At 65.6% G+C, this 20,329-nt stretch carries 16 protein-coding genes and 1 pseudogene; 2 read left to right on the top strand and 15 right to left on the bottom strand.

The genetic code is table 11. The features are described 5' to 3' along the window. Positions 1–35: 35 nt before the first annotated feature. From XcodCFBP4690_RS11360 to aroE, 11 genes and pseudogenes are all read right to left on the bottom strand, one after another. Positions 36–260, bottom strand: a complete 225-nt coding sequence (locus XcodCFBP4690_RS11360; RefSeq protein WP_167394579.1) for a hypothetical protein — start codon at positions 258–260, stop codon at positions 36–38. 765 nt (positions 261–1,025) lie between these two features. Next, entirely contained in the window at positions 1,026–1,601 is a 576-nt protein-coding gene (locus XcodCFBP4690_RS11365; RefSeq protein ID WP_104541034.1) for an ankyrin repeat domain-containing protein, read from the bottom strand. Positions 1,602–1,658: 57 nt separating this feature from the next. Beyond that, positions 1,659–3,164: a catalase KatB gene (gene katB, locus XcodCFBP4690_RS11370; protein WP_208622724.1), complete on the bottom strand. Its 1,506-nt coding sequence runs from the start codon at positions 3,162–3,164 to the stop codon at positions 1,659–1,661. Positions 3,165–3,595: 431 nt separating this feature from the next. After that, entirely contained in the window at positions 3,596–4,204 is a 609-nt protein-coding gene (locus tag XcodCFBP4690_RS11375) for a DUF6624 domain-containing protein (RefSeq protein ID WP_104541036.1), read from the bottom strand. Next, positions 4,201–5,326: pseudogene (locus tag XcodCFBP4690_RS11380) on the bottom strand (ATP-grasp domain-containing protein). Before XcodCFBP4690_RS11380 ends, XcodCFBP4690_RS11375 begins: the two are co-directional and overlap by 4 nt. Before the next feature lie 25 nt (positions 5,327–5,351). After that, the gene (locus tag XcodCFBP4690_RS22715; RefSeq protein WP_167394580.1) at positions 5,352–5,519 is read right to left on the bottom strand and encodes a hypothetical protein; all 168 of its coding nucleotides are present in this window, start codon (positions 5,517–5,519) and stop codon (positions 5,352–5,354) included. A gap of 19 nt (positions 5,520–5,538) precedes the next feature. Further along, positions 5,539–7,725: a peptidase domain-containing ABC transporter gene (locus tag XcodCFBP4690_RS11385; protein ID WP_104541037.1), complete on the bottom strand. Its 2,187-nt coding sequence runs from the start codon at positions 7,723–7,725 to the stop codon at positions 5,539–5,541. Next, positions 7,722–9,002: an HlyD family secretion protein gene (locus XcodCFBP4690_RS11390; RefSeq protein ID WP_279628103.1), complete on the bottom strand. Its 1,281-nt coding sequence runs from the start codon at positions 9,000–9,002 to the stop codon at positions 7,722–7,724. The genes XcodCFBP4690_RS11385 and XcodCFBP4690_RS11390 overlap by 4 nt, the downstream gene beginning before the upstream one ends. Positions 9,003–9,149: 147 nt before the next feature. After that, the gene (gene dinG / locus XcodCFBP4690_RS11395; protein ID WP_104541038.1) at positions 9,150–11,282 is read right to left on the bottom strand and encodes an ATP-dependent DNA helicase DinG; all 2,133 of its coding nucleotides are present in this window, start codon (positions 11,280–11,282) and stop codon (positions 9,150–9,152) included. Positions 11,283–11,768: 486 nt separating this feature from the next. Beyond that, the gene (locus tag XcodCFBP4690_RS11405; RefSeq protein WP_104541039.1) at positions 11,769–12,122 is read right to left on the bottom strand and encodes a hypothetical protein; all 354 of its coding nucleotides are present in this window, start codon (positions 12,120–12,122) and stop codon (positions 11,769–11,771) included. Between the two features lie 10 nt (positions 12,123–12,132). After that, a complete protein-coding gene (gene aroE / locus XcodCFBP4690_RS11410; protein ID WP_104541040.1) occupies positions 12,133–12,984 on the bottom strand; it encodes a shikimate dehydrogenase in 852 nt (283 codons plus the stop codon). Between the two features lie 52 nt (positions 12,985–13,036). Between aroE and XcodCFBP4690_RS11415 the strand changes: the two genes are divergently transcribed. Next, the gene (locus XcodCFBP4690_RS11415) at positions 13,037–13,918 is read left to right on the top strand and encodes a TolB-like translocation protein (protein ID WP_104541058.1); all 882 of its coding nucleotides are present in this window, start codon (positions 13,037–13,039) and stop codon (positions 13,916–13,918) included. Positions 13,919–14,368: 450 nt separating this feature from the next. Here the strand turns inward: XcodCFBP4690_RS11415 and XcodCFBP4690_RS11420 are convergent, their stop codons facing one another. The 3 genes from XcodCFBP4690_RS11420 to XcodCFBP4690_RS11430 form a co-directional block, all read right to left on the bottom strand. Beyond that, a complete protein-coding gene (locus XcodCFBP4690_RS11420; protein ID WP_104541041.1) occupies positions 14,369–16,903 on the bottom strand; it encodes a PepSY domain-containing protein in 2,535 nt (844 codons plus the stop codon). Between the two features lie 303 nt (positions 16,904–17,206). Next, positions 17,207–18,202, bottom strand: a complete 996-nt coding sequence (gene hemB / locus XcodCFBP4690_RS11425) for a porphobilinogen synthase (RefSeq protein ID WP_104541042.1) — start codon at positions 18,200–18,202, stop codon at positions 17,207–17,209. A gap of 322 nt (positions 18,203–18,524) precedes the next feature. Then, positions 18,525–18,767, bottom strand: coding sequence for a hypothetical protein (locus tag XcodCFBP4690_RS11430; RefSeq protein WP_005989387.1), 243 nt, complete (start codon positions 18,765–18,767; stop codon positions 18,525–18,527). 210 nt (positions 18,768–18,977) lie between these two features. Between XcodCFBP4690_RS11430 and XcodCFBP4690_RS11435 the strand changes: the two genes are divergently transcribed. Then, on the top strand, positions 18,978–19,433 hold the full coding sequence (locus XcodCFBP4690_RS11435; RefSeq protein ID WP_104541043.1) for a hypothetical protein: 456 nt from the start codon (positions 18,978–18,980) through the stop codon (positions 19,431–19,433). 504 nt (positions 19,434–19,937) lie between these two features. On the opposite strand, the gene XcodCFBP4690_RS11445 is transcribed toward XcodCFBP4690_RS11435, so the two are convergent. After that, the coding region (locus tag XcodCFBP4690_RS11445; protein WP_146091884.1) for a DDE-type integrase/transposase/recombinase at positions 19,938–20,329 on the bottom strand (392 nt) is incomplete at its 5' end.

The raw sequence follows: 20,329 nt of genomic DNA on the forward strand, positions 1-20,329 counted from the left end.
CGCATTGCGCGCCCGCTACCTGGACGCTGCTGCGATTACGGATTACGGAAACCCACACGCTCTTCGGCGCTCAGCGGCTTGCCGAGGGCGTGGTAGGAGGCGGCCAGGACGACCAGCGCAGTCCCCATCACCGCGTAGAAACTCCACGAGGTCGCCAGCACATGCACCTGGCCGAACACCAGCGCGACGACGGCGGTGGCGGTGCACAGCACCATGGCCAGCAGCGACATCAGGAAAGGGATGGAGGGATCGATCTTCATGGCGGGGGTTCCAAGCTGCGATGGCTGAAGCATCGGCGTTCCCGGCCCGTTCTTGAATCGTTTTCTGCGCCTTTTTTCAGCCAATCCAACACAAGTCAGCGCACGCTCAGTTTTCTGTCAAAGCCTTGGCGCGCAAGGCCTGGCGTGTCGGAAACGCCCCGACTTGCGAGCGGCGCAATCACCACATCCGCCAGAGTTACAGCGCAGGTGTGGCGGAAAACCGACAGCGGTAAATCAGGCGATGCTGCACTGCAAAATCTCCGGGCGCGCACTTTGCACGTCGCGTTGTCGTCTACCCGACGCGGTCACCGCAGCTCCTGCTGTTTTTGCGCCGCAGGCAACCTCTGGATGCCGCCTGTGCGTATGACGCGGCGAGCGGCCCCGCTCCTTTCGGCTTCTTGTATTCGACTTACAGGAGGCACTGGCGCTTGAAGCCGGGATGTCCGCCGGCCTGCTGTGCTTGCCAAGTGGCACGCGCGCTGGCCGCGCCAAGCCGCCAGCAGCAGCCTCGTTGGTTCGGCGCGCATGCGCCGGTCGCTGCAGGGAACTGACCCGGCCACTTGACACCACTGGTGCATCGTCGCGTTGGCCGCGTTGCAGGGATGCAGCACTGCATCGGTGCGCGCAGGACGCTAGTCAGGCGTGGCGCGTGACATCCGGAAGAGGGCCGATCCTGGAGATGCGGCGCAGCACTGCCGGGCACTCCGCACAGGCGGGCCACCCGCGTGACACGCAGGCCGATGCGAAAGCCGCGGTCGTGCGCACTCAGCGTGCCGGGGCGGTAGCGAACTCGCCGCGCTGCAGCCTCGTCACGTCGTTGCCCTGCGCGTCCTTGAGGCTGAGGTCCGCGCCCTTGGCGGCCAGATCCTTGAGCACGTCGGTACGCTGGAACAGCGCGGCATACATGGCGGCAGTCTGGCCGGCGTTGTTGCGCTGGTCGGGCGCGCAGTCGGCTTGCATCAGGCGCTTGGCGATCGCCAGTTCGCCCTTGAAGATGGCGCCCATCAAGGCGGTGTTGCCACGCTTGTCCTGCGCGCAGGGGTCGGCACCGGCGCTGAGCAACTGCTCCACCGCCGGGCGCTGGCCGTGGTAGGCAGCCAGGATCAGTGCGGTATAGCCCTTCTCGTCGCGGGTATTGAGGTCGTAGTGCGAGCGGATGAATTCGGCCAGCATGTCCTGGCGGCCTTCGCGCGCGGCATCGAAGAAATACTCGCGCAGTTGCAGCTTGATCTGCTCGGGGCTGGCTGCCGCGGTGCGTGCCGGCGCCGGCGCGGCCGTCGGCGAGGCGGCCATGGCGGGCGCGCAGAGCGCGCTCAGCAGGATCAACATCAGCGTGCGCATGTCGCTCTCCTGAAGAAGGACGGCACCGCGGCGGAGGCCGCGATGCCGTCGGGTGGATCAGTCCTGCAGGCTGGAGGCCAGCTGCTTGACACGGGCCAGGTCGCCCTTGGCCACGCGGGCGACGCCGGTGCCGTACTCCGGATCGGCCTTGTACAGGAACGACAGGATGATGTGCTTGCTCTCGGTGTCGGTGTTGGCCAACGACTCGCCGAAGCTCTGCACCAGGTCTGCGCGGTCCTTCTTGCTGTAGGAGCGATACAACTCGCCGGCCTGCTTGAAGTTCTGCTCGCGGGTGATCTTGGCCTGCTGGGTGGTGCCCGACAGCGGCAGTTCGCTATAGCGCGCAGCGGTGTCCTGCGGACGCGGCTCAAGCCGGCTCGGCTCGTAGTTCACGCCGCTGGTGGTGTGGCCGGGATTCAATTCGCCGTCTTGGTTGCCATTGTTGACGGCCACGCGCGGGCGGTTGACCGGCAGGCTCAGGCCATTGGTCCCCACGCGATACAGCTGGGTATCGGCGTAGGAGAAGATGCGGCCCTGCAGCAGGCGATCTTCCGAAGGTTCGATGCCCGGCACCAGGTTGGCCGGCGCCATCGCGACCTGCTCGGTTTCCTGGAAGAAGTTGTCGACGTTCTTGTTCAACACCATCTGGCCGACCTTCTGCTCCGGCACGTCCGGCCAGATCTTGGTGGCATCGAGCGGGTCGAAGTCGAACTTGGCCAGGTCCTCCGGCTTGAGCACCTGCACGTACAGATCCCACTTCGGGTAGTCACCCTTCTTGATTGCGCCGACCAGGTCATTGGTCAGGTGGCTGTAGTCCTTGGCCTGCACCGCGGCGACCTGCTTGGGATCGAGGTTCTTGATGCCCTGCAACGTCTTCCAGTGGAACTTGACGTAATGCACTTCGCCCTGCGCGTTGACCAGCTTGTAGGCGTGCACGCCATTGCCGTCCATGAAGCGATAGCCGGCGGGCGTGCCTTCGTTGGAGTACAGCAGGGTCAGCGTGCGGGTGCCTTCGGGCACGTGCGAGAAGAAATCGAAGCGCCGCGAATCGTCGTCCAGATTGGTGCGCGGATCCGGCTTGAACGCGTGCACCATGTCCGGGAACTTGATCGCATCGCGGATGAAGAAGGTGGGGAAATTGTTACCGACCAGATCCCAGTTGCCTTCGCTGGTATAGAACTTGGTCGCGAAGCCATGCGGGTCGCGCAGTGTCTCCGGCGAGTGATTGCCGTGCACCACCGAGGAAAAACGCACGAACACCGGGGTTTTCTCGCCGGCGCTGAACACCTTGGCCTTGGTCAGGTTGGACAGATCGGCGGTGGCGGTGAACTCGCCTCTGACGCCGGTGCCGCGCGCATGCACCACACGCTCGGGGATGCGCTCGCGATCGAAACGCTGCAGCTTCTGGATCAGCTGCACGTCCTGCAGCAAGGTCGGGCCGGTGGCGCCGGCAGTCTGCGAGTTCTGGTTGTCGCCCACCTTGGCGCCGTTGTCGCGGGTCAGAACGGATTGGGCTAAGACCGGTGGGGCGATCAGCGTGGGGGCTAGCAGGGCTAGCACCATGAGGGATCCAGGGCGCATGGCGTCAGCTCGTGTTGAGGGAGCTGAATCATGGCCAGCGGGCGGTAGCGTGAGAAGTCGTTAGTTCTGATCGCTACGATAGGCGAACATGATGATGACTGCGTTGCGTGATATGCATCGCATCAGGAAAGCAGCCTGTATGGCAGATCGGCCGTTGAGCGTGGCGTTCGAGATCAGCGCAACGCGGCGACACCAATCGCGGGAACGTAGCGAAACCTGCGGGTTTATTGCAGTGCAGAACAGACTGCTGCCTATCCGAACGAGTCGGCGCGGCCTTGGCCGGTCGGCCAACGCCATGGACATCGAGCGAGACCACAGCGGAGCCGACCTCCATCCAGAGCAAGGATTGGTCGACCCTCCCGTCATGCACTCACTGGAATGCATTGGCCGCTGGCGATCGCTTCGCCGACGGTTCAGAGCCCGCCAGTACTGGCCGATTCGTCGGGCAACCCGGCCTCTGCCCTGCGCCGATGCAACTGGTCGGCAGCTTCCAGTTCGAACAGGCTGCCATCGGCCTTGCGTTGCGTGCCGTAGCGCTGCGGCTTTCCAGCCATGACCAGATTACGGTCCACGAACATTGCCAGGTCCGCTGAGCTGTAGGCCCCGCGTTGTGCTGCCAGCTGCATCTTCTGCAGGAATCCATCGCGAAACGCTCGGTCCGTCGAGTGCTGCGCGACCAGAAACGCCGCATGTGCACCGTCTTCGCCGACCAGCGCACTGTCGGGAAAGCCGAATTTATCGATCAAGGTCGATAACGCGGCCTGGTTTTCGCGTTGCGAAGCGACCAGGCGCATTGCCATGTCCCTTGCCGCCCCCTGGTCTGCCTGCAGTTGCTGAGGGGTGAATGCACCGCGGACCCGTTCGCGCGCCTGCTGATCAGCAGCGGCCAAGGCCAACAGCTGTTCACGGTAGGAGGCATTGAGGGAGGAGTGCGCTGAGTGCAGCGCATCGCCGCCAGCGGTACCGGCCTGTCCTGGAACGGACATCTGCCACAACAACATTGCCACCGCCATGATTTTCATGAGTGCATCACTCCCGGCTCTGGAAAGCGCTCGATCTCCGCATCGCCCTGGCGCAGAGGCGTATCGGCCAGTCGCGGAAACTCGCGGTACCTACCAGTCTCACCGTACACCAGAAAAGAACAGAATCTACTGGCGATCTCCATCCCAGGCGCCTTGTGGTCCAGAAACAGGAACTGCCCACCCGGATTGAGTTCCAGGAACACCGGCTCGCCGCCGGCGACGGGCACCACGAAATCCGCGCAGAAGAAATCCACACCCAGGGTCGATCGCAGGACATCGAGCTTTGCCTGCAAGCCGGGGTACAACGGTTCCCAGCTGTACTGCATGGTTGCCTTGTGCCGGACAGCGCGGTAGTCGATTTCTCCCGGCAGGGAATGGCACATCCTCATGCAAAAGTACTCTCCTCCCATGCAGACCACGCGCAGATCGGCCTGATGCTCCACCACCTGCTGATACGTCGTCGGGCACGCACGCAGATCGGCATCGGCCAATTGTTCTTGGGGAGAAAGACGAGTGGCGTAGGAAACACTGTAGTTTTCACCGTCCGACCATGCTCCGACATTGAATGGCTTGACGACCACGCCATTGGCGTGTCTCTGTCGGAACGCACGGATATCGGCTGGACGCTGGCTGATCAATGTCTCCGGCACAGCCAAGCCACTGGACATTGCAACGGCAAGCTGTAGCGGCTTTTGGTCGGCAGCCAGTGCGACGAGCGGCGCGTTGACCCAGCGCCGTACACCATACCGAGCGGAAAGCAGCGCCACTGCGCCCAGATCGAACAGCAATCCTTCCGTCTTGATGAATTTGATGTCCTGATCGTGGACATGTGCAGGAGCGGACTTGCTAAACAACACACGACGACTCCAGGCCACATCGTAAACCACCGCCCCGCTGTCGTTGAGAACGCTCACGCCTTCCTGCCCGTAGCACAAAGAAGCCTCGAGGCCGCATGGCCACCGACTGGTATCCAGCAGGCTGGCCGCATGCCCGGATGCGGCGATCATCGCAGCGATCGTGGATGCATGTGCGTCACTGCTCGGAGCAATGATCAGTACCTTCCTGAGATCTTTTTGCATGGATGGGGGCTTGCTCCGGAATTCGACAAAGACATGGCGGCACTGCATGCCGCCATGCCGGCAGGTACTTAGCTGATGATGACGATGGTCTCGGTGTCGACGGCCTCGACAATAATGATGATCAACGTATCGCCAGCACCACCGCAGGACACAGCATTGACCTCTTCCTGAGTCATTTCACGTGCGAAGCGCTGGGCGACGGGACGAGCATTTTCCATGAGTTCGAAGTTTTCCATTACTTACTCCTTGGCTGCTTCAGGGGTGTTCGCCGGCGAGATTGCCGACGCGTTGCTCGACGCCATCACTGACATCAAGTCTCTCGGCGTCATGATTGACGCTTGGCTTGTCGCGTGACTCGGCGACGAGCGATATCCTGCGATCGGCGGACGCGATCGTTTCCTGCCGGTGCGCGATGATGATTCTGGTCATCTTCATCGCCTTGATATGCGCGTTGACGACCTGATCCCTGTTGGAATCCAGATGACTGGTGGCTTCGTCCAGGATCAGGATCTTGGGCTGACGATACAGCGCGCGCGCCAGGACAATGCGCTGACGTTGTCCGCCCGACAGAATCGACCCCATGTCGCCGACAAGCGATTCATACCCCATTGGCATCCTGACGATGTCGTCGTGGATTGCCGCCAGATGCGCGGCACTGGCAATCCGCTCGATGTTCGAATCCGGGTCGAAAAACGCAATGTTGTCGGCCAACGATCCAGCGAACAGTTGATCGTCCTGCATGACGGCCGCCACCATCGCCCTGTAATTTTCCAGGCCGAACTTGCGGATATCGATCCCGCCAATCTCGATCGTGCCCTCGGTTGGCTCGATCAGACCAAGCAACAGCTTGGCCAACGTCGACTTGCCGCAGCCGCTCGGCCCCACGATGGCTACCGACTCGCCCGCCTCGATCCGTAGGTCGAGATTGCGTATGACCCATGGATCGTCGTCCGAATACCGAAAGCTCAATCCCTTCACCTGAATCTCGGGACTTGGCTCCGGCCCGCTGTAAGTGGACATCTCGTCCAGTTCCGGCGTCGTCGTGGCGATATCGGCAATCCGCTCGGCATGCAGGTGCAGCATCTTCAGTTCGATGGACTTGTCGACCAGGCTTGCGGCCCTGCTGGTGAACAGATCCGCATATGCGAGGAAGGCGACCAACATGCCTGCAGACAGTGTCCCCTCCAATGCCAGATAGCCACCGATAGCGATAACAAAGACCCGTTGCGTGCCGAACAGCCCTTGATTGAGCGCGTTGAATGCGAGACCGAAACGTTGCGACTGCATTTCCAGTCGCATGCTTTGTGCGGTGGCATTGAATAACCTGGCTTGCCGCAGCCCCTGTTTGTTGGCCAGCTTGATCGCCTGGATGCCGCGCACCGACTCCATCAACTCGCTCTGCTGACGTGCCGCGTAGGTCAGCTGGTCGCGGCTGACCATGAACTGGTGTCGATACAAGGCCAGACGCAGGCAGAGATACAAGGCGAATGCGCCCAGCACCAGACCTGTGAGCGCAGGACTGTAGGCCAGCAGGATGACCACGGCCAGGCATCCGGTCAGCCCATTGAGCATCGCTTCCACGAAACTGCCGGTCAGCGTGGTCTGAATCGACTTCAGGGACGAAAATCGCGACAGCACATCACCCATGTGCCGCTTTTCGAAATACTCCAGCGGGAGTCGCAGCAGGTGGCCGAACAGATTGGTGATCCACTGCGTGTTCAACGATGCGCCGAGCCAGCTGACGATCCAGCTCCGCGCGACCGTCAATGCGGCCTGAAACATGACAGTCAACAGAAATGCGATGGTCAGTATCTTGAGCAACGGCATGTCCGCCGACACCAGGACATGGTCGATGACCCACTGCATCTGAAAAGGCAGCAATAACGCTAGCACCTCGATCGCCAGCGCCAGTCCGAAGATCTGCAGCAATCCGCGCTTGAGCCCAAAAATACGCCCGGTCAGCGAGCGCAGCGACACCCGCGGCACCTGGACCGTAGGCTGGAAGCTGGCGCCCGGTTGCAACTCCAACAACACACCGGTGAAGTGCTTGCCGAGCTCGGACATCGGCAACCGCAGCGTGCCCCGCGCGGGATCGTGCAGTAGCGCCACGCCGCGTACGACCCGCTCCAGGACGACGAAATGCGACATGTCCCAATGCAGGATGCAAGGTTGCCCGAGATCCTGCAGATACTCCGGTTCGGCCCGCATTGCCCGGACATCCAGCCCCATTGCGCGCCCTATCTGCACCAATCGCTCCAGGCGCACACCCCGCAGTGAGATGTTGAACCGGCGCCGAAGTTGTGCGAGATCGACTCTGTCGCCGTGATATCGCGCGATCATGGTCAGGCAGGCGAGACCACACTCGGCCGCCTCGGTCTGCATGATCGGAACGATCTGCGCGCGGCTGGACAACAATTGATGGACCTGCGTCGCGTCGATCATCCGCGCCGCCCAGCCGGATCCGCGGACAGGCGCGAGGCCATTTCGTAGACCGGTTCAAACATCCATTCGATCAACCGGCGCTTCTCAAGCAGGATATCGGCATCCAGCACCATTCCCGGACGTAGCAACTCTTCTCGCCCATTGGCCAGGATGTGCTGGCTCTCCAGCTCGACGACCACGCGATAACGTGCATCGTCGATCTGCTGCCCCAGCAGCGATGACAACTCTCTGGCGCTGACCGCACTGCGGGAGACTTCAATCACTTGGCCGGCATGACGACCGAACTTTTGATACGGGAAGGCCTGGTAGCGAAGCAGGACGCGGTCGCCACGAGCCACGAATCCAACCGCCTTGGAGGGCACCCATAGTTCGGCACGCAACCTGGTGTCCTTGGGCAACAGGGTGAGCAGAGGCTGTTGCGCGCTCACCGGTTGGCCAGGGTGAACGAGCAGATTTCCGATGATCCCGTCGGTCGGGGCTCGAAGAACGACCGAACGGCGCGCCTCGCTTTCGGACAGCGAGCGAGCGACATCCGCGATCTGCCTGGCGATCTCGTTACGCTCCCCCTCCAGGGCTGCAGGATTCTGTTCCAGCTGCGATTGCAGTTGAGAATGCTCTACCTGCAGGTCGAGCGCATGTTTCTGCAGTTCCTTGAGTTGGCCCTGGTGCTGCATTGCGATGTCCTGCTGCTGCAGCAGTTGCACCTTGGTCAATATTCCTTTTTCTGCGGCGCTCACCCACTGCTCGTAGAGCCGATTGGCACTGTCCGCACGTTGGCGCTGCAACCGGACCTGCTGCTCGGTGGTCTGCATTTGCTCCTGCAGCAGCGTGAGGCGCCGACGCAGATCACGTTGTTGCGCGTGGTACAACGCGTCCTGTGACTGCAGGTCTGCGGCCAGACGAGCGCGCTTGATTTCCAGCTGCGAAATCACCGATGCCTGCGTATCACCGAGCGCTGTACTGTCCTGTTCTCCGGAGATTTCCAGCATGGGATCGCCGGCTCGCACCATAGCTCCCTCGGCGACGAATGCCTTGGACACCAGGCCGGCACTGAGCGGCGTCAAGGTCAGCAGACCGCGGTCGGGCACCAGTGCTCCGTTTACCGCTTCGTGGCGTGTAAAGCTGCCAACGCACAGCAGCGCAATCACCGTCATGACCACACACACTGCTATCAGAAAGCATGGCCAGCCGAATCTCGGCGCCTGAAGACGTACTGGCGCAAGCCAGGTCTCGCGGCGAGCGCGCATGACTTCTTCCCTGAAGAAACCGTCCGGCATATGCACTCCCTGTCTTCATTGAGACACGCAGCATTCCCTTCAGGTTTAGTTAATAGAGCAACAGGAGCACTGTCAAGCGCCGTGCGTCGCATAATGCGTCCTGCCTGGAGCGTGCTTCCTGTCAGCGGCACTGCGTGCTTGCGTCAATCAGCCGATCACCCGCTTGAACGGCGGCAAGGCGTCGATGATGCGCTTGCCGTAGCGGCGGGTGAGCAGGCGCGAGTCGAGGATGATGACGCGGCCGTGGTCGCTGGAGCTGCGGATCAGGCGGCCGGCGAACTGGGTGAGCGTGCGCAGCGCATGCGGGATGGCGATCAGGTTGAAGGCGTTGTGGCCGCGGCTTTCCAACCATTCGCTCAAGGTCGAGGTCTGCGGGTCGGTGGGCACGGCGAACGGCACCTGGGTGATGACCACGGTGGTGCAGGCCTCGCCCGGCAGGTCCAGGCCTTCGCCGAAGGAATTGAGCCCGAACAGCACCGAGCCTTCGCCGGCGGCAATGCGGCGCAGATGTTCGGTGATCAACTGCGACTTGTTGCCCTCGCCTTGCACCAGCACGCGGTTGCGCTGCGCCAGCGGCATCAGGTCGGCCACCTTTTCCATCTTCCAGCGCGAGGTGAACAGCACGATGCTGCCCTTGGCGGTCCAATCCAGTTCGCGCACCAGGTACCTGGCCACTTCCTTGGGATGGCCTTCGCGATCGTCGGGAGTGACGGGGAAATTGGGTACGATCAGTTCGGCCTGATTGGGCAGGTCGAACGGGGAGGCCAGCGAGGCCATTTCGGCATGATCGGGCAAGCCGTTGTCGATGGCGAAGGACTGGAAATCGCCGCCGCCGGTGAGCGTGGCCGAGGTCATCACCACCGAATCGACCTCGTTCCAGATCATCGTGCGCAGCACTTGCGCCGCCGACACCGGCGAGCAGTGGCAGATCAGATCACCATCGCGCGAGAGGGTGATCCAGCGTGCCATCGGCGGCTGGCCCTCCTTGTCTTCGCGCCGCCAGCCGCTCCACAGATTGTGTTGCTGCTCGGCCATTTCCAGCGCCAGCCCCAGGCTGCGCTGCAGGCGCTCGCGTGCGGCATCGTCCTGCTTGCCCTTGGCCACGGCGCTGTGCGCGGCGTGCACCCAATTGAACAGCGCGCGGGTTTCTTCGCCCAGCTCGTCGATGGCCGGGCCCCACTGCGGCGGCAGCTTGCCGTTGGCCGCACGCCACAGCGGATCGCGCTCGCCGGGCTCGGGCTTCCAGAGGCGTTCGACCTCGGCATGGAAGGCCTTGAGCAACTTGGACACGCGCGCGGCCACTTCGATGGCCTCGTTGGGCAACAGGTTGCCGATCCGGTCCTTGTCCACCGCGCGGTACGCGGCCGCGATGAGGATCTGCATGCGGCCGGTGCGCCGGGCCATGTCGTCCAGCGGCAGGTTGGCCGCGCCCTGGTCGATCGCCACGCCGGCGATGTGGTGGCCTTCGTCGAGCACCAGCAGCATGTCCGCTGGCGGGGCGATCAGCGGCTGGCCGTTTTCGGCATCGCCCAGCGACAGCGAGGACAGCAGCAGGGCGTGGTTGGTGACCACGATCTGCGCTTCGCGCACGTCGGTGCGTGCCTTGAGCACCGGGCATTGCGCGGCGTAGCTGCAGCGGCGCCCCGCGCAACCGGAGGCCGGGGTGGTGATGCGCATGCGCAACGGCACCGAGACCTGTTCGGGGGCGTCGTCCAGATCGCCATTCCAGGTGCGCGCGGCGTAGGCCTTGGCCAGGCGCTTGGCCAGGTCCGCATCGGCCGGGCTCAGCGGGCGGTCGTACAGCGCCTGCTCGTCTTCGAACATGGCGTTCTGGCTGGTGTCGCCTTCCAGCTCGGCGGCGTTGCGGGTGCACAGGTAGCGGGTGCGGCCCTTGGCCAGCGCCACGGTGGCCTCCAGCCCGGTGGCCTTGAGAAAGGCCGGGATGTCGCGCTCCACCAGCTGCGATTGCAGCGCGACGGTACCGGTGCTGATGACCAGCTTCTTCTTGGTGGCCAGCGCGATCGGCACCCCGGCGGTGAGGTAGCCCAGGCTCTTGCCGACGCCGGTGGGCGCCTCGGCGATGCCGATGCCGCCGGAGGTGGCCAGCGCACGCGAGACCAGACCGATCATCTGGCTCTGCGCGCGGCGGGTGGCAAAGCCGGGCGTGTTGGCCTGCAGCTTGGCGTAGGCATCGCGGATACCGGCCTTGATCGGGTCGGTCAGCACGCGCTGGGTGGGAACGGGCGCAGACGGCGCGGCCGGAGGGGCAAGATCACTCATCGCGCCATTTTCGCACGGACCGGCGCAGCGCCTGCGACCGTCGTGCCACGCGCCTGAACGCAGTGACCTTGCGAGTGACAAGGCAGGGCGCTGCTTGCCGAAGGATGAGTCGTATCGCAGTAGACCGCGCAGAGCCGGCACCGGTCGTACACGCCGGATCGCATCGATGCACGCCATGCGGCGCCACGTCGCACTGGAGACAGCGGCCCAGGCCTGCGTGCCGCTGCCTGCCTGCTACCCGCGTGACTGCCTTCAGCCGCCGCGGCTGGAGCGCGGCCCCGCATGCCGTGCCCACAGTGCGCCCCAATGGCGAGCATCGCGCCCCCATCAGCGGCATGCCCACGCCGACGCCGGTCGGTCCAAACCGCACGTACGGCCTGCCCGCACGATCGACCGTGGTCAGCGACTACGGCTGCAGCAGCGTCCAGCTCCCCTGCCCCGCACACACCACCCTCACCACGGCCGGCGCCAGGGCCTTCAGCGGGATCACCCGCGCGGGCCGGCATCCTTCGCCGGCCCCTGCAGGCTGCGCGCCAGGGTCCACACCAGCAGACCGATGCCCAGCGCCTGCACCGCCGTCAGCGCGAAGCGGCCGATGCCCATCACCAAGCCGATCTGCCGCACATTGCCCTGCTCCAGCAACAACATGGGAATGGACTGCAACGCGACGTCGGCCAGCACGCAGCCCAGCAGCAGCCACAGCCCGAGCAGCCCGACCCGCCGCAGCTGGCCCTGCGGGGCGCGCCACAGCAGCACCAGGCCCAGCAGCACGGCGATCAGCATCGGTACGCGCGACAGCAGGCTGGTGATCAGGCTGAGCAGGATGTCGGTGAGCGTCATGGCGGGCGGCTCAGTCGGCGCTGACCAGCACCGCCTCACGCGCGCGCAGCGCCGCATACACGGAGTCCGTGTCCGGGCGCACGCCATGCCACAGTGCGAAGCTTTCGGCCGCCTGTTCCACCAGCATGCCCAGCCCGTCGATGGCGTAACGGCACTGCGCCGCGCGCGCCCAGGCCAGGAAGGCGATGGCGGTTTCGCCATAGTTGAGGTCGACCGCGGCGGTCAGGCTGTTGACCAGGCCCAGCGGCAATGCGAAGGCACCGGCATCGCGGTCGCGTCCGGCGGCGGTGGCATTGACGATCAGCTCGAAGTCGCCCAGCTCGCGCAGGTCTTCGACATAGCGCGAAGTCACCCGCGCCGGTTCGCCCAGTGCGTCGCACAAAGCGTCGGCGCGCTCGGGCGAGCGGTTCACCACCACCATTGCGGTGATGCCGGCCTCCAGCAGCGCCGGTGCCACGCCGCGCGCGGCGCCGCCGGCGCCGAGCAGCAGCACGCGGCGGCCGCGTAGATCCAGGCCGTGGCGTTCGGTGAGATCGCGCACCAGGCCGGCGCCGTCGGTGTTGTCGCCCTGCCACTGGCCGTCGTTGCGTACCAGGGTGTTGACCGCCCCGGCCAGGCGCGCGCGCGCGCTCAGGCTGCTGGCCAGCGCGTAGGCGTCCTCCTTCAGCGGCAGGGTGACGTTGGCGCCCTTGCCGCCTGCGTCGGCGAAACGTTGCAAGGCTGCGGCGAAGTCCTCCGGCGGCGCATCGATGGCGGTGTAGTCCAGCGCGATGCCGGTCTGCTTCCCGAAGTCGGCATGGATGGCCGGCGACAGCGAATGGGCAACGGGGTGACCGAACACGGCATAACGGGATACGGGCATGAATCGCTCTCTGGTTGACTAGACTGTGCGCAAGATGAGGCAGGAACACCGCATGCAAGTTCGATGGACGCTGCCCGCGCTGGCGGCGAGTTTACTCTTCGCGCCGTCTGCGTCGGGACTGGCCGAATTCGGCATCGAAGGCATGGGCGTGGTCTCAACGCCGGCCAACGAGGCACGCGCCACGCTCAGCCCGGACGGGCAGCGCATCGTCTGGGCCAGCGACCGCCCCGGTGGGGCTGGCGGCTGGGACCTGTGGCAGGCCCAGCTGCGTGGCGGGCGCTGGCAGGACCCGCAACCGCTGGCGATCAACACCGCCCGGGACGAGAGCACGCCGGCGTTCAGTGCCGATGGGCGCTGGCTGTTGTTCGCCTCGTCGCGGCCTGGTGGCGCCGGCGGCAACGATCTGTACCGGGTGCCGGTGGATGCACAGGGCCACCTCGGCGCGGTGCAGTCGCTGGGCGCGGCGATCAACGGCGCGGGCAACGAGCGCGCCCCAACGCTGTCGCTGGACGGTACGCGCCTGCTGTTCGCCAGCGACGGGCATGGCAGTGCCGGCGGCATGGATCTGTTCGTGGCGCGCTGGGACGGGCAGGCCTTCACCGCCCCCACGCCCCTGGCCGGCATCAACACCGCTGCCGACGAATCCGATGCGGCCTGGCTTGCCGATGGCCGCGGTCTGGTGTGGGCACGCGGCGCGGCCGGCGGCCCCAGCCAGTTGCTGCTGGCGGCCTGCAAGGGCGGCCACTATGGCGCGGGCCAGCCGCTGCCGCTGTCGTTCAACGGGCCGCAGGAACGCACCTTCGGCGCGGTGGTGGATGCGGCCAAGCCCGGCGAGCTGCTGGTGACCGGCAGTGCGCGTGCCCCACGCGCCGGCCAACTGGACATCTATCGGATGAAGGCACCGACGGTGGAGGGAGAGACCAGCTGCCGCTGAGCGTGCGGCCATCGGCCGGCACCCGCATGGCGCACCAGGCGCCACACGGCCGGAGCCTGGACGGCGCGGGCCAGCGCCACGTCGCCGCGCCGCGCAACCCGTTGGTGCCGCCGGCAGGCATCGCCGCGCGCAAGCGCGACATGGCGCAACGCGACCGTGGTCGGCAGGCAAGCCCGTGGTGGCATTGCGCCCGCTAACCAGCGCGCAGCCATTGGAAGGCGCCATGCACCCGACGATGCGCTGCGCCGGGCGTCAACTCCATGGCGACAGCCTGTTCCGCAGCGCATGGTCACTGCGCTCACAGCCAGGCTGTTTCGCACGCAGTACTGCCGCGGCAGTACGCAGCCTGGTGTTTCCCGCTCGCATCAAAGACGCAGATCGCATTCGCTGAGGCCGCACGCCGCACTCGAAGCGCGTGCTGCTGCAGCCATCACCAACCGTGGCCTGAGATCAATAGACATCGCGCCGGTAACGACCGGCGGCGGTCAGCGATTCCACCCGCGCCTGGCCCAGAATCTCGCGCAGCGTGGCGTCCACCGCACGCGCCATGCTGTCCAGGCTGCCGCAGACGTACAGCACCGCGCCGCGATCGATCCAATGGCGCAACGCGTCTCCGGCCTCGTGCAGGCGATGCTGCACATAGCGCTTGTGCGCCTGGTCGCGCGAGAACACCTGGTCCAGCTGTTGCAGATGGCCAGTGGCCTGCCAGGCCTGCAGTTCGTCGGCAAACAGCCGGTCGTGGGCGGCCTGGCGTTCGCCGAACAGCAGCCAGTGCCCATGCACGCCAGCCAGTTCGGCCTCGCGCAACAGGGCCCGCAGGCCCGCAATGCCGGTTCCGTTGCCGATCAACACCATCGGCGCGGTCGCCACCCGATGGAAGCCGGGATTGGTGCGTAGCCGCGCATGCACCGGCGCACCGATCGGTGCGTGCTGGATCAGCCAGCCCGAGCCCAGCCCCGGGCGGCCATCGGCACCCGCGGTCAACCGCACCACCGCCGTCGCCAGGCCATCGGCCGGCACGCTGGCCAGCGAATAGTCGCGGGTGGGCAACCAGTCGCAGCCATCCAGCCAGGCCTGCGGGTCCGGGCGCGCCGCGGGCCCGCTGGCCGGCACGTCGGGCAACACGCGCTCGGCGGCGGCGCGATGCAAGGGCAGCAGCTGCGCCTCCACGTGCACCGACGCCTCCGCTGCCAACCCCCACGCCGCCAGGCAGGCACGCACCTGCGCGTCGGCATGCGCGGGCTGCACTTCCAGGATGTCGCCGGCCTGCCACTGCGCATCGGCTGGCGGCTGCAGATCGATGCGCCAGATCGGCGCGCCAGCGCTACCCGGATTCAGATGCGTGCGCGAAACCAGCACCCAGGGCGTTCGCCGCGGCCGCGCCAGCGGTACTGCAGTCAGCGGCGTACCGGCGATCTGTTCCAGCTGCGCATGCCATTGCGCCAGCGCCTGCGGATCGGCGTTGTCCATTTCCACCGCCGGGAACAGCGCGCGCGCGCCCTGCGCCTGCACCCATTGGTCGATGCGCCGCGAAAACCCGCAGAACTGCGCGTACTGGCGATCGCCCAGCGCCAGCACCGCATAGGCCAGCTGCGGCAGTGCGATGCGCTGGCGCAGCAACCCGCGTTCGACGACACGTGCCGCATCCGGCGGCTCGCCATCGCCGAAGGTGCTGATCACGAACAATGCATGCCGGGTGGCCTGCAGTTGCTGCGCATCCACCTGGCCGAGCGGGCGCACCTGCACCGGCAGGCCGGCCGCCTGCAGATGTCCGGCCGCCTGCCATGCCAGCCGTTCAGCAAAACCGCTCTGGCTGGCGAAGGCGATCAACCACGGTTCGGCCTGCGAGGCCGGCGGCGCGCTCTGCAGCACCACACGCGCCGCACGCAACGCACGCTTCTTGCGCCGCCGATCCAGGTACAGCATCCAGCCGCTGACGAAGAACACCGACATGCCCAGGCTGGCCAGCATCACCACGATGCGCCCCGGCAGGCCGAAGAAACTGCCGGTATGCAACGGAAACATGCTGACCATCCACTGCTGCCCGCGCGCCAGTTGCGCGTAGTCGCGGCGCGTCAGCAAGGTGCCGCTGGCGGGATCGATTTCCAGCGTGTCGAAGGCACGGTCGTGATCGGGATCGTTGGGCAGGAACCGCGCGATCAACGGTTGCCCTGCGCGCGCGGGAATGCGCACGTCCACTGCCGCGTGGCGGGTGGCCGGAATGCTGCCGAGGGTGCGCTGCACCTGCGCGAAATCCACCGAGGCCTTGGCCTGCGAGCGCTGTTCTGCGTGCGGCGCCGGTTCTGCACCCAGCAACGCCGCCATGCCATCGCGATACCAGGGATAGGACCAGGTGAGCCCGGTCAGCGCCACCAGCAGATAGACCAGCAGGCACCAGGTGCCGAACACCGCGTGCAGGCTCCACAGGAAGCTGCGCCCCTGCCGCCGCCATTCCACCGCCAGCCAGGTGCGCGGGCTCCACCAGCGCCGCGGCCAGCGCAGGTACAGGCCCGAGGCGCAGAAGAACAGCAGGATCAGCGTGCAGGCACCGGTGACCGCCTGGCCGCGCTTGCCGGCAGCGAGATGACGGTGCAGGTCTTCGATGAAGGCGAATGCATCGCTGAGCTGCGGCGCCGCCACGCGCTGCCCGGTGTAGGGGTCGAAATACACCCGTGCGCTGCCCTTGGCGGCCAGACGCGCATTCGACGGCCGCGTGCCGGTGGGGTCGATCAACATGCGCGTGACCGCCGGTCCCGTGCCGGGAGCGTGCTGCGCCAGGCCCAGCCGCTGCAGCAGTACGTCCAGCGGCAATGCCTGTTCGCCCGCAGCATGCCGCTGTGCCAGCTGCGCGATGGCCGGGTTGGCCAGGCGCACGATCTCGCCCTCGAACGACATCAACGCACCGGTGACTCCCATCACCGACAGCACCAGGCCGGCAGTGATGCCCAGCAGCCAATGCAGTTGAAACAGCAGCGTTTTGATCAAGACGGCACAAGACGGGATGACGTGACGGCATTGTAGATGAGAATGCGTCTCATGCGGTGCGGCTGCCGCCAGCGACACGTGCCGCCATTCGATCGAAAGCACGGAGGAAACATGCCGTTCCATGGCAATGGCGTGGTGCCGGAGCGCATGCTCGACAGCGGCCGATGGTCGCGCCCCGGACAACAGGTACGGCAGTCGGGCAGATGGAACCGGAGCGCGCGTTCCAGACCGCGTGCGCTGTGCGCTGGCGGCCGCGTCGAACCAGCCGCTGCATCGACACCGCGCAATCGCGCTGCGCGTGGATCAGCGCATTTCTTCGCGCAACCAGCGCGCGACCTGCGGGGCGAAATAGGTCAGCACACCATCGGCGCCGGCGCGCTTAAACGCCATCAGCGCTTCCAGCACGCAACGACGCTCGTCCAGCCAGCCATTGGCGGCAGCGGCCTTGAGCATCGCGTACTCGCCGCTGACCTGATACGCAAACGTCGGCACGCGGAATTGATCCTTCACCCGCCGCACCACATCCAGGTACGGCATGCCCGGCTTGACCATCACCATGTCCGCGCCTTCTTCCAGATCCAGCGCGATCTCGCGCAGGGCTTCGTCGCCGTTGGCCGGATCCATCTGGTAAGTGGTCTTGTCGGCCTTGCCCAGATTGCCGGCGCTGCCCACCGCATCGCGGAACGGGCCATAGAAGGCCGAGGCGTACTTGGCCGAATACGCCATGATGCGCACGTTGAGATGGTCGTCTGCATCGAGCGCGCGCCGGATCGCGCCGATACGGCCGTCCATCATGTCCGATGGCGAAATGATGTCCACGCCGGCCTGCGCATGCGACAACGATTGCTTCACCAGCGCCTCGACGGTGATCTCGTTGAGCACGTAGCCTCTGTCGTCGATCAGCCCATCCTGGCCGTGGGTGGTGTACGGATCCAGCGCCACGTCGGTCATCACGCCCAGCTCCGGGAAGCGGGATTTGAGCGCGCGCACCGCGCGCTGCGCCAGGCCGTCCGGATTCCAGGCTTCGGCGGCGTCCAGGCTCTTGCCGGCCGGGTCGATCACCGGGAACAGATCGATCACCGGAATGCCCAGGTTCAATGCACTTTCCGCCTCGCGCAGCAGCTCGTCCAGCGACAGGCGCTCCACGCCCGGCATCGAGGCGATCGGCGCGCGGCCGGGCAGCTCATGCACGAACACCGGCCAGATCAGGTCATCGGTGGTCAGCGTGTTTTCGCGCATCAACCGACGCGAAAACGCGTCGTGGCGCATGCGGCGGGGACGATAGTGCGGGTGGGCCACGGCGAGGCTCCTTTAGACAGCGCATCAGTTTACGCCCGCCATCCCACGCAGGACGCGCTGCGACGCAGTGTCGCAGCGCTGCAACGGCAGCGCGCGATTGGGTCGGCAGGCCGCGCGCCGCGCCTGCGGCAACGTCGGGCTCAGGTCGATGATCGAAGGTCGTGGGGTTTCGGCTGGCCTCGGCCAGGAGCCACGCTGGTGCAGACGCGGGAACGGTCCAGCATGACCGTCGGCGTCTGCTGTCGCCCGCGTGCGCACCGTCAGGTGCGGCGCAGATGAACGCAGCCCCGCGAATCGCCCCGGACCTCATCAGGATGCGCCCTCAGATCACCCCACCGCCCAGGCTCAGCCGGATCACCCCGACCACGATCACCAGGCCGTTGAGCAGCAGGCCGGTCTTGGCCCGGCCGCGGTTGCCGGCCGAGGTGAACAACAGCGCGATCGCCGCGATCAGCGCACCGACGGCCGCGAACGGAATCAGGAACCAGTTGCCCCACCCCAACAGCGGAATGAAGGCAAGGACCATCCACAGCAACGCCACGATGCCCCACAACAGACTGATCAATCCCACGTGCCACCCCGCCTCGACGAAAACACGAGCTTAGCGGCGCGGCCGTCCTCACGCCGTGGGCGGGTGGTCACCGTGACCAATGGCGGCTTGGCGGCGGCCTCACACCGGCATGGCTAGGGTGCGCGAAAGTCCGGGGCGATTCAGTCCAGGCGCCGGATCATCGCTGCCATCACCCAGCTGTCATCACCCACGGGGGATCCCACCATGTACATGCGCTCGCTGATCAGGAACACCGCCATCGTGGCGGCCACCGCCGCCCTGCTGGCCGGCTGCGCCGGCAGTTCCAAGGTGATGCTGGGCCAGGCCCGCGCGCCGATCGATCCCGCCCAGGTGCAGGTGTACTCGCACGCCCCGGTCGGTTCGGTGGAGATCGCCCAGCTCGAATCCACCAGCGCCGCCGGCTTCGGCACCCAGGGCCAGACCGATGCGGCCGTCCAGCGGCTCAAGCGCGAAGCGGCCAAGCTGGGCGCCAATGGCGTGGTGATCGTCGGCGTGGGCTCGGAACGTTCCGGCGGCGGCCTGTCGGTGGGCGGAGGCAGCTACGGCGGACGCGTGGGCGGCAGCCTGGGCATCGGCATCCCGACCACGCAGAAGCGCGCGGCCGGCATGGCGATCTGGGTGCCGGCGGGGGCTAGGGATACGGCCACCAAAGAGCCCTAAGAGTCGCTTAAAAGTCGCTTCAGCACAGCCACGCACCCGAGATCTTTTGCGAGGACAAGCGGCTGCGACGCTCGGCGCCCCCTAGCGGGTCTCCCGTTGAGAGTCTGAAGGCATTCATCAAGTGACAGGCGCCGGAAGTATGGAAATGCGGCGTGCTCTGTTGCATCTCACGGCGGACCTGCGTTTAACCGCACACAAGGAAGATGGCCGTGGCAGGCACTCAAACGAAAAGATTCAGCGCTGACGGTGGCGCGAGAGCGGGCATCTATCCATCTGCGGGCATCGTTGGGCCTGCTCCCGGGCCATCCGCCGACAGGATTCGTCGGCCCTTCCGTCTATCCTTCTTTCTGCATCAAGCCAATTCAGTAGGATTTGCCATGACAGACCATGTCCGTCGTTCGCGCGCGCCGTTTTCACGCCTTGCAGCAGGCCTGCTCCTCGCCGTGGGGCTGTGTGCTGGTCAAGCAAATGCTCAAGCTGATACGCCCAGGGTTCCGTAGACACTCAAGACCCGCGTTGCGCGTAGCACCGTTCAAACTCTACAGGGGACAGGTCACCAGTTGAACCGTGGCAGCGGTTGGGGTTGTAGAACATCTCGATGTAGTCGAATACCTCGGCGCGTGCGGCGTCCTTGGTGGGATAGATCCGTCGCCTGATCCGCTCGCGCTTGAGCAGGCCGAAGAAGCTCTCCACGGGTGCGTTGTCGTGGCAGTTGCCACGCCGACTCATGCTGCACACCAAGCCATGGGACGCCAGGAAACTCTGCCAGTCATCGCTGGTGTAGACCGACCCTTGGTCCGAGTGAACCAAGCAACCAGCGTTGGGTTTGCGCCGCCACACCGCCGACAACAAGGCCTGCACGACCAACTCGGTGTCGGCCCGATCGCGCATCGCCC

It is taken from the genome of Xanthomonas codiaei (assembly GCF_002939785.1).
GTDB classification, from domain to species: domain Bacteria; phylum Pseudomonadota; class Gammaproteobacteria; order Xanthomonadales; family Xanthomonadaceae; genus Xanthomonas; species Xanthomonas codiaei.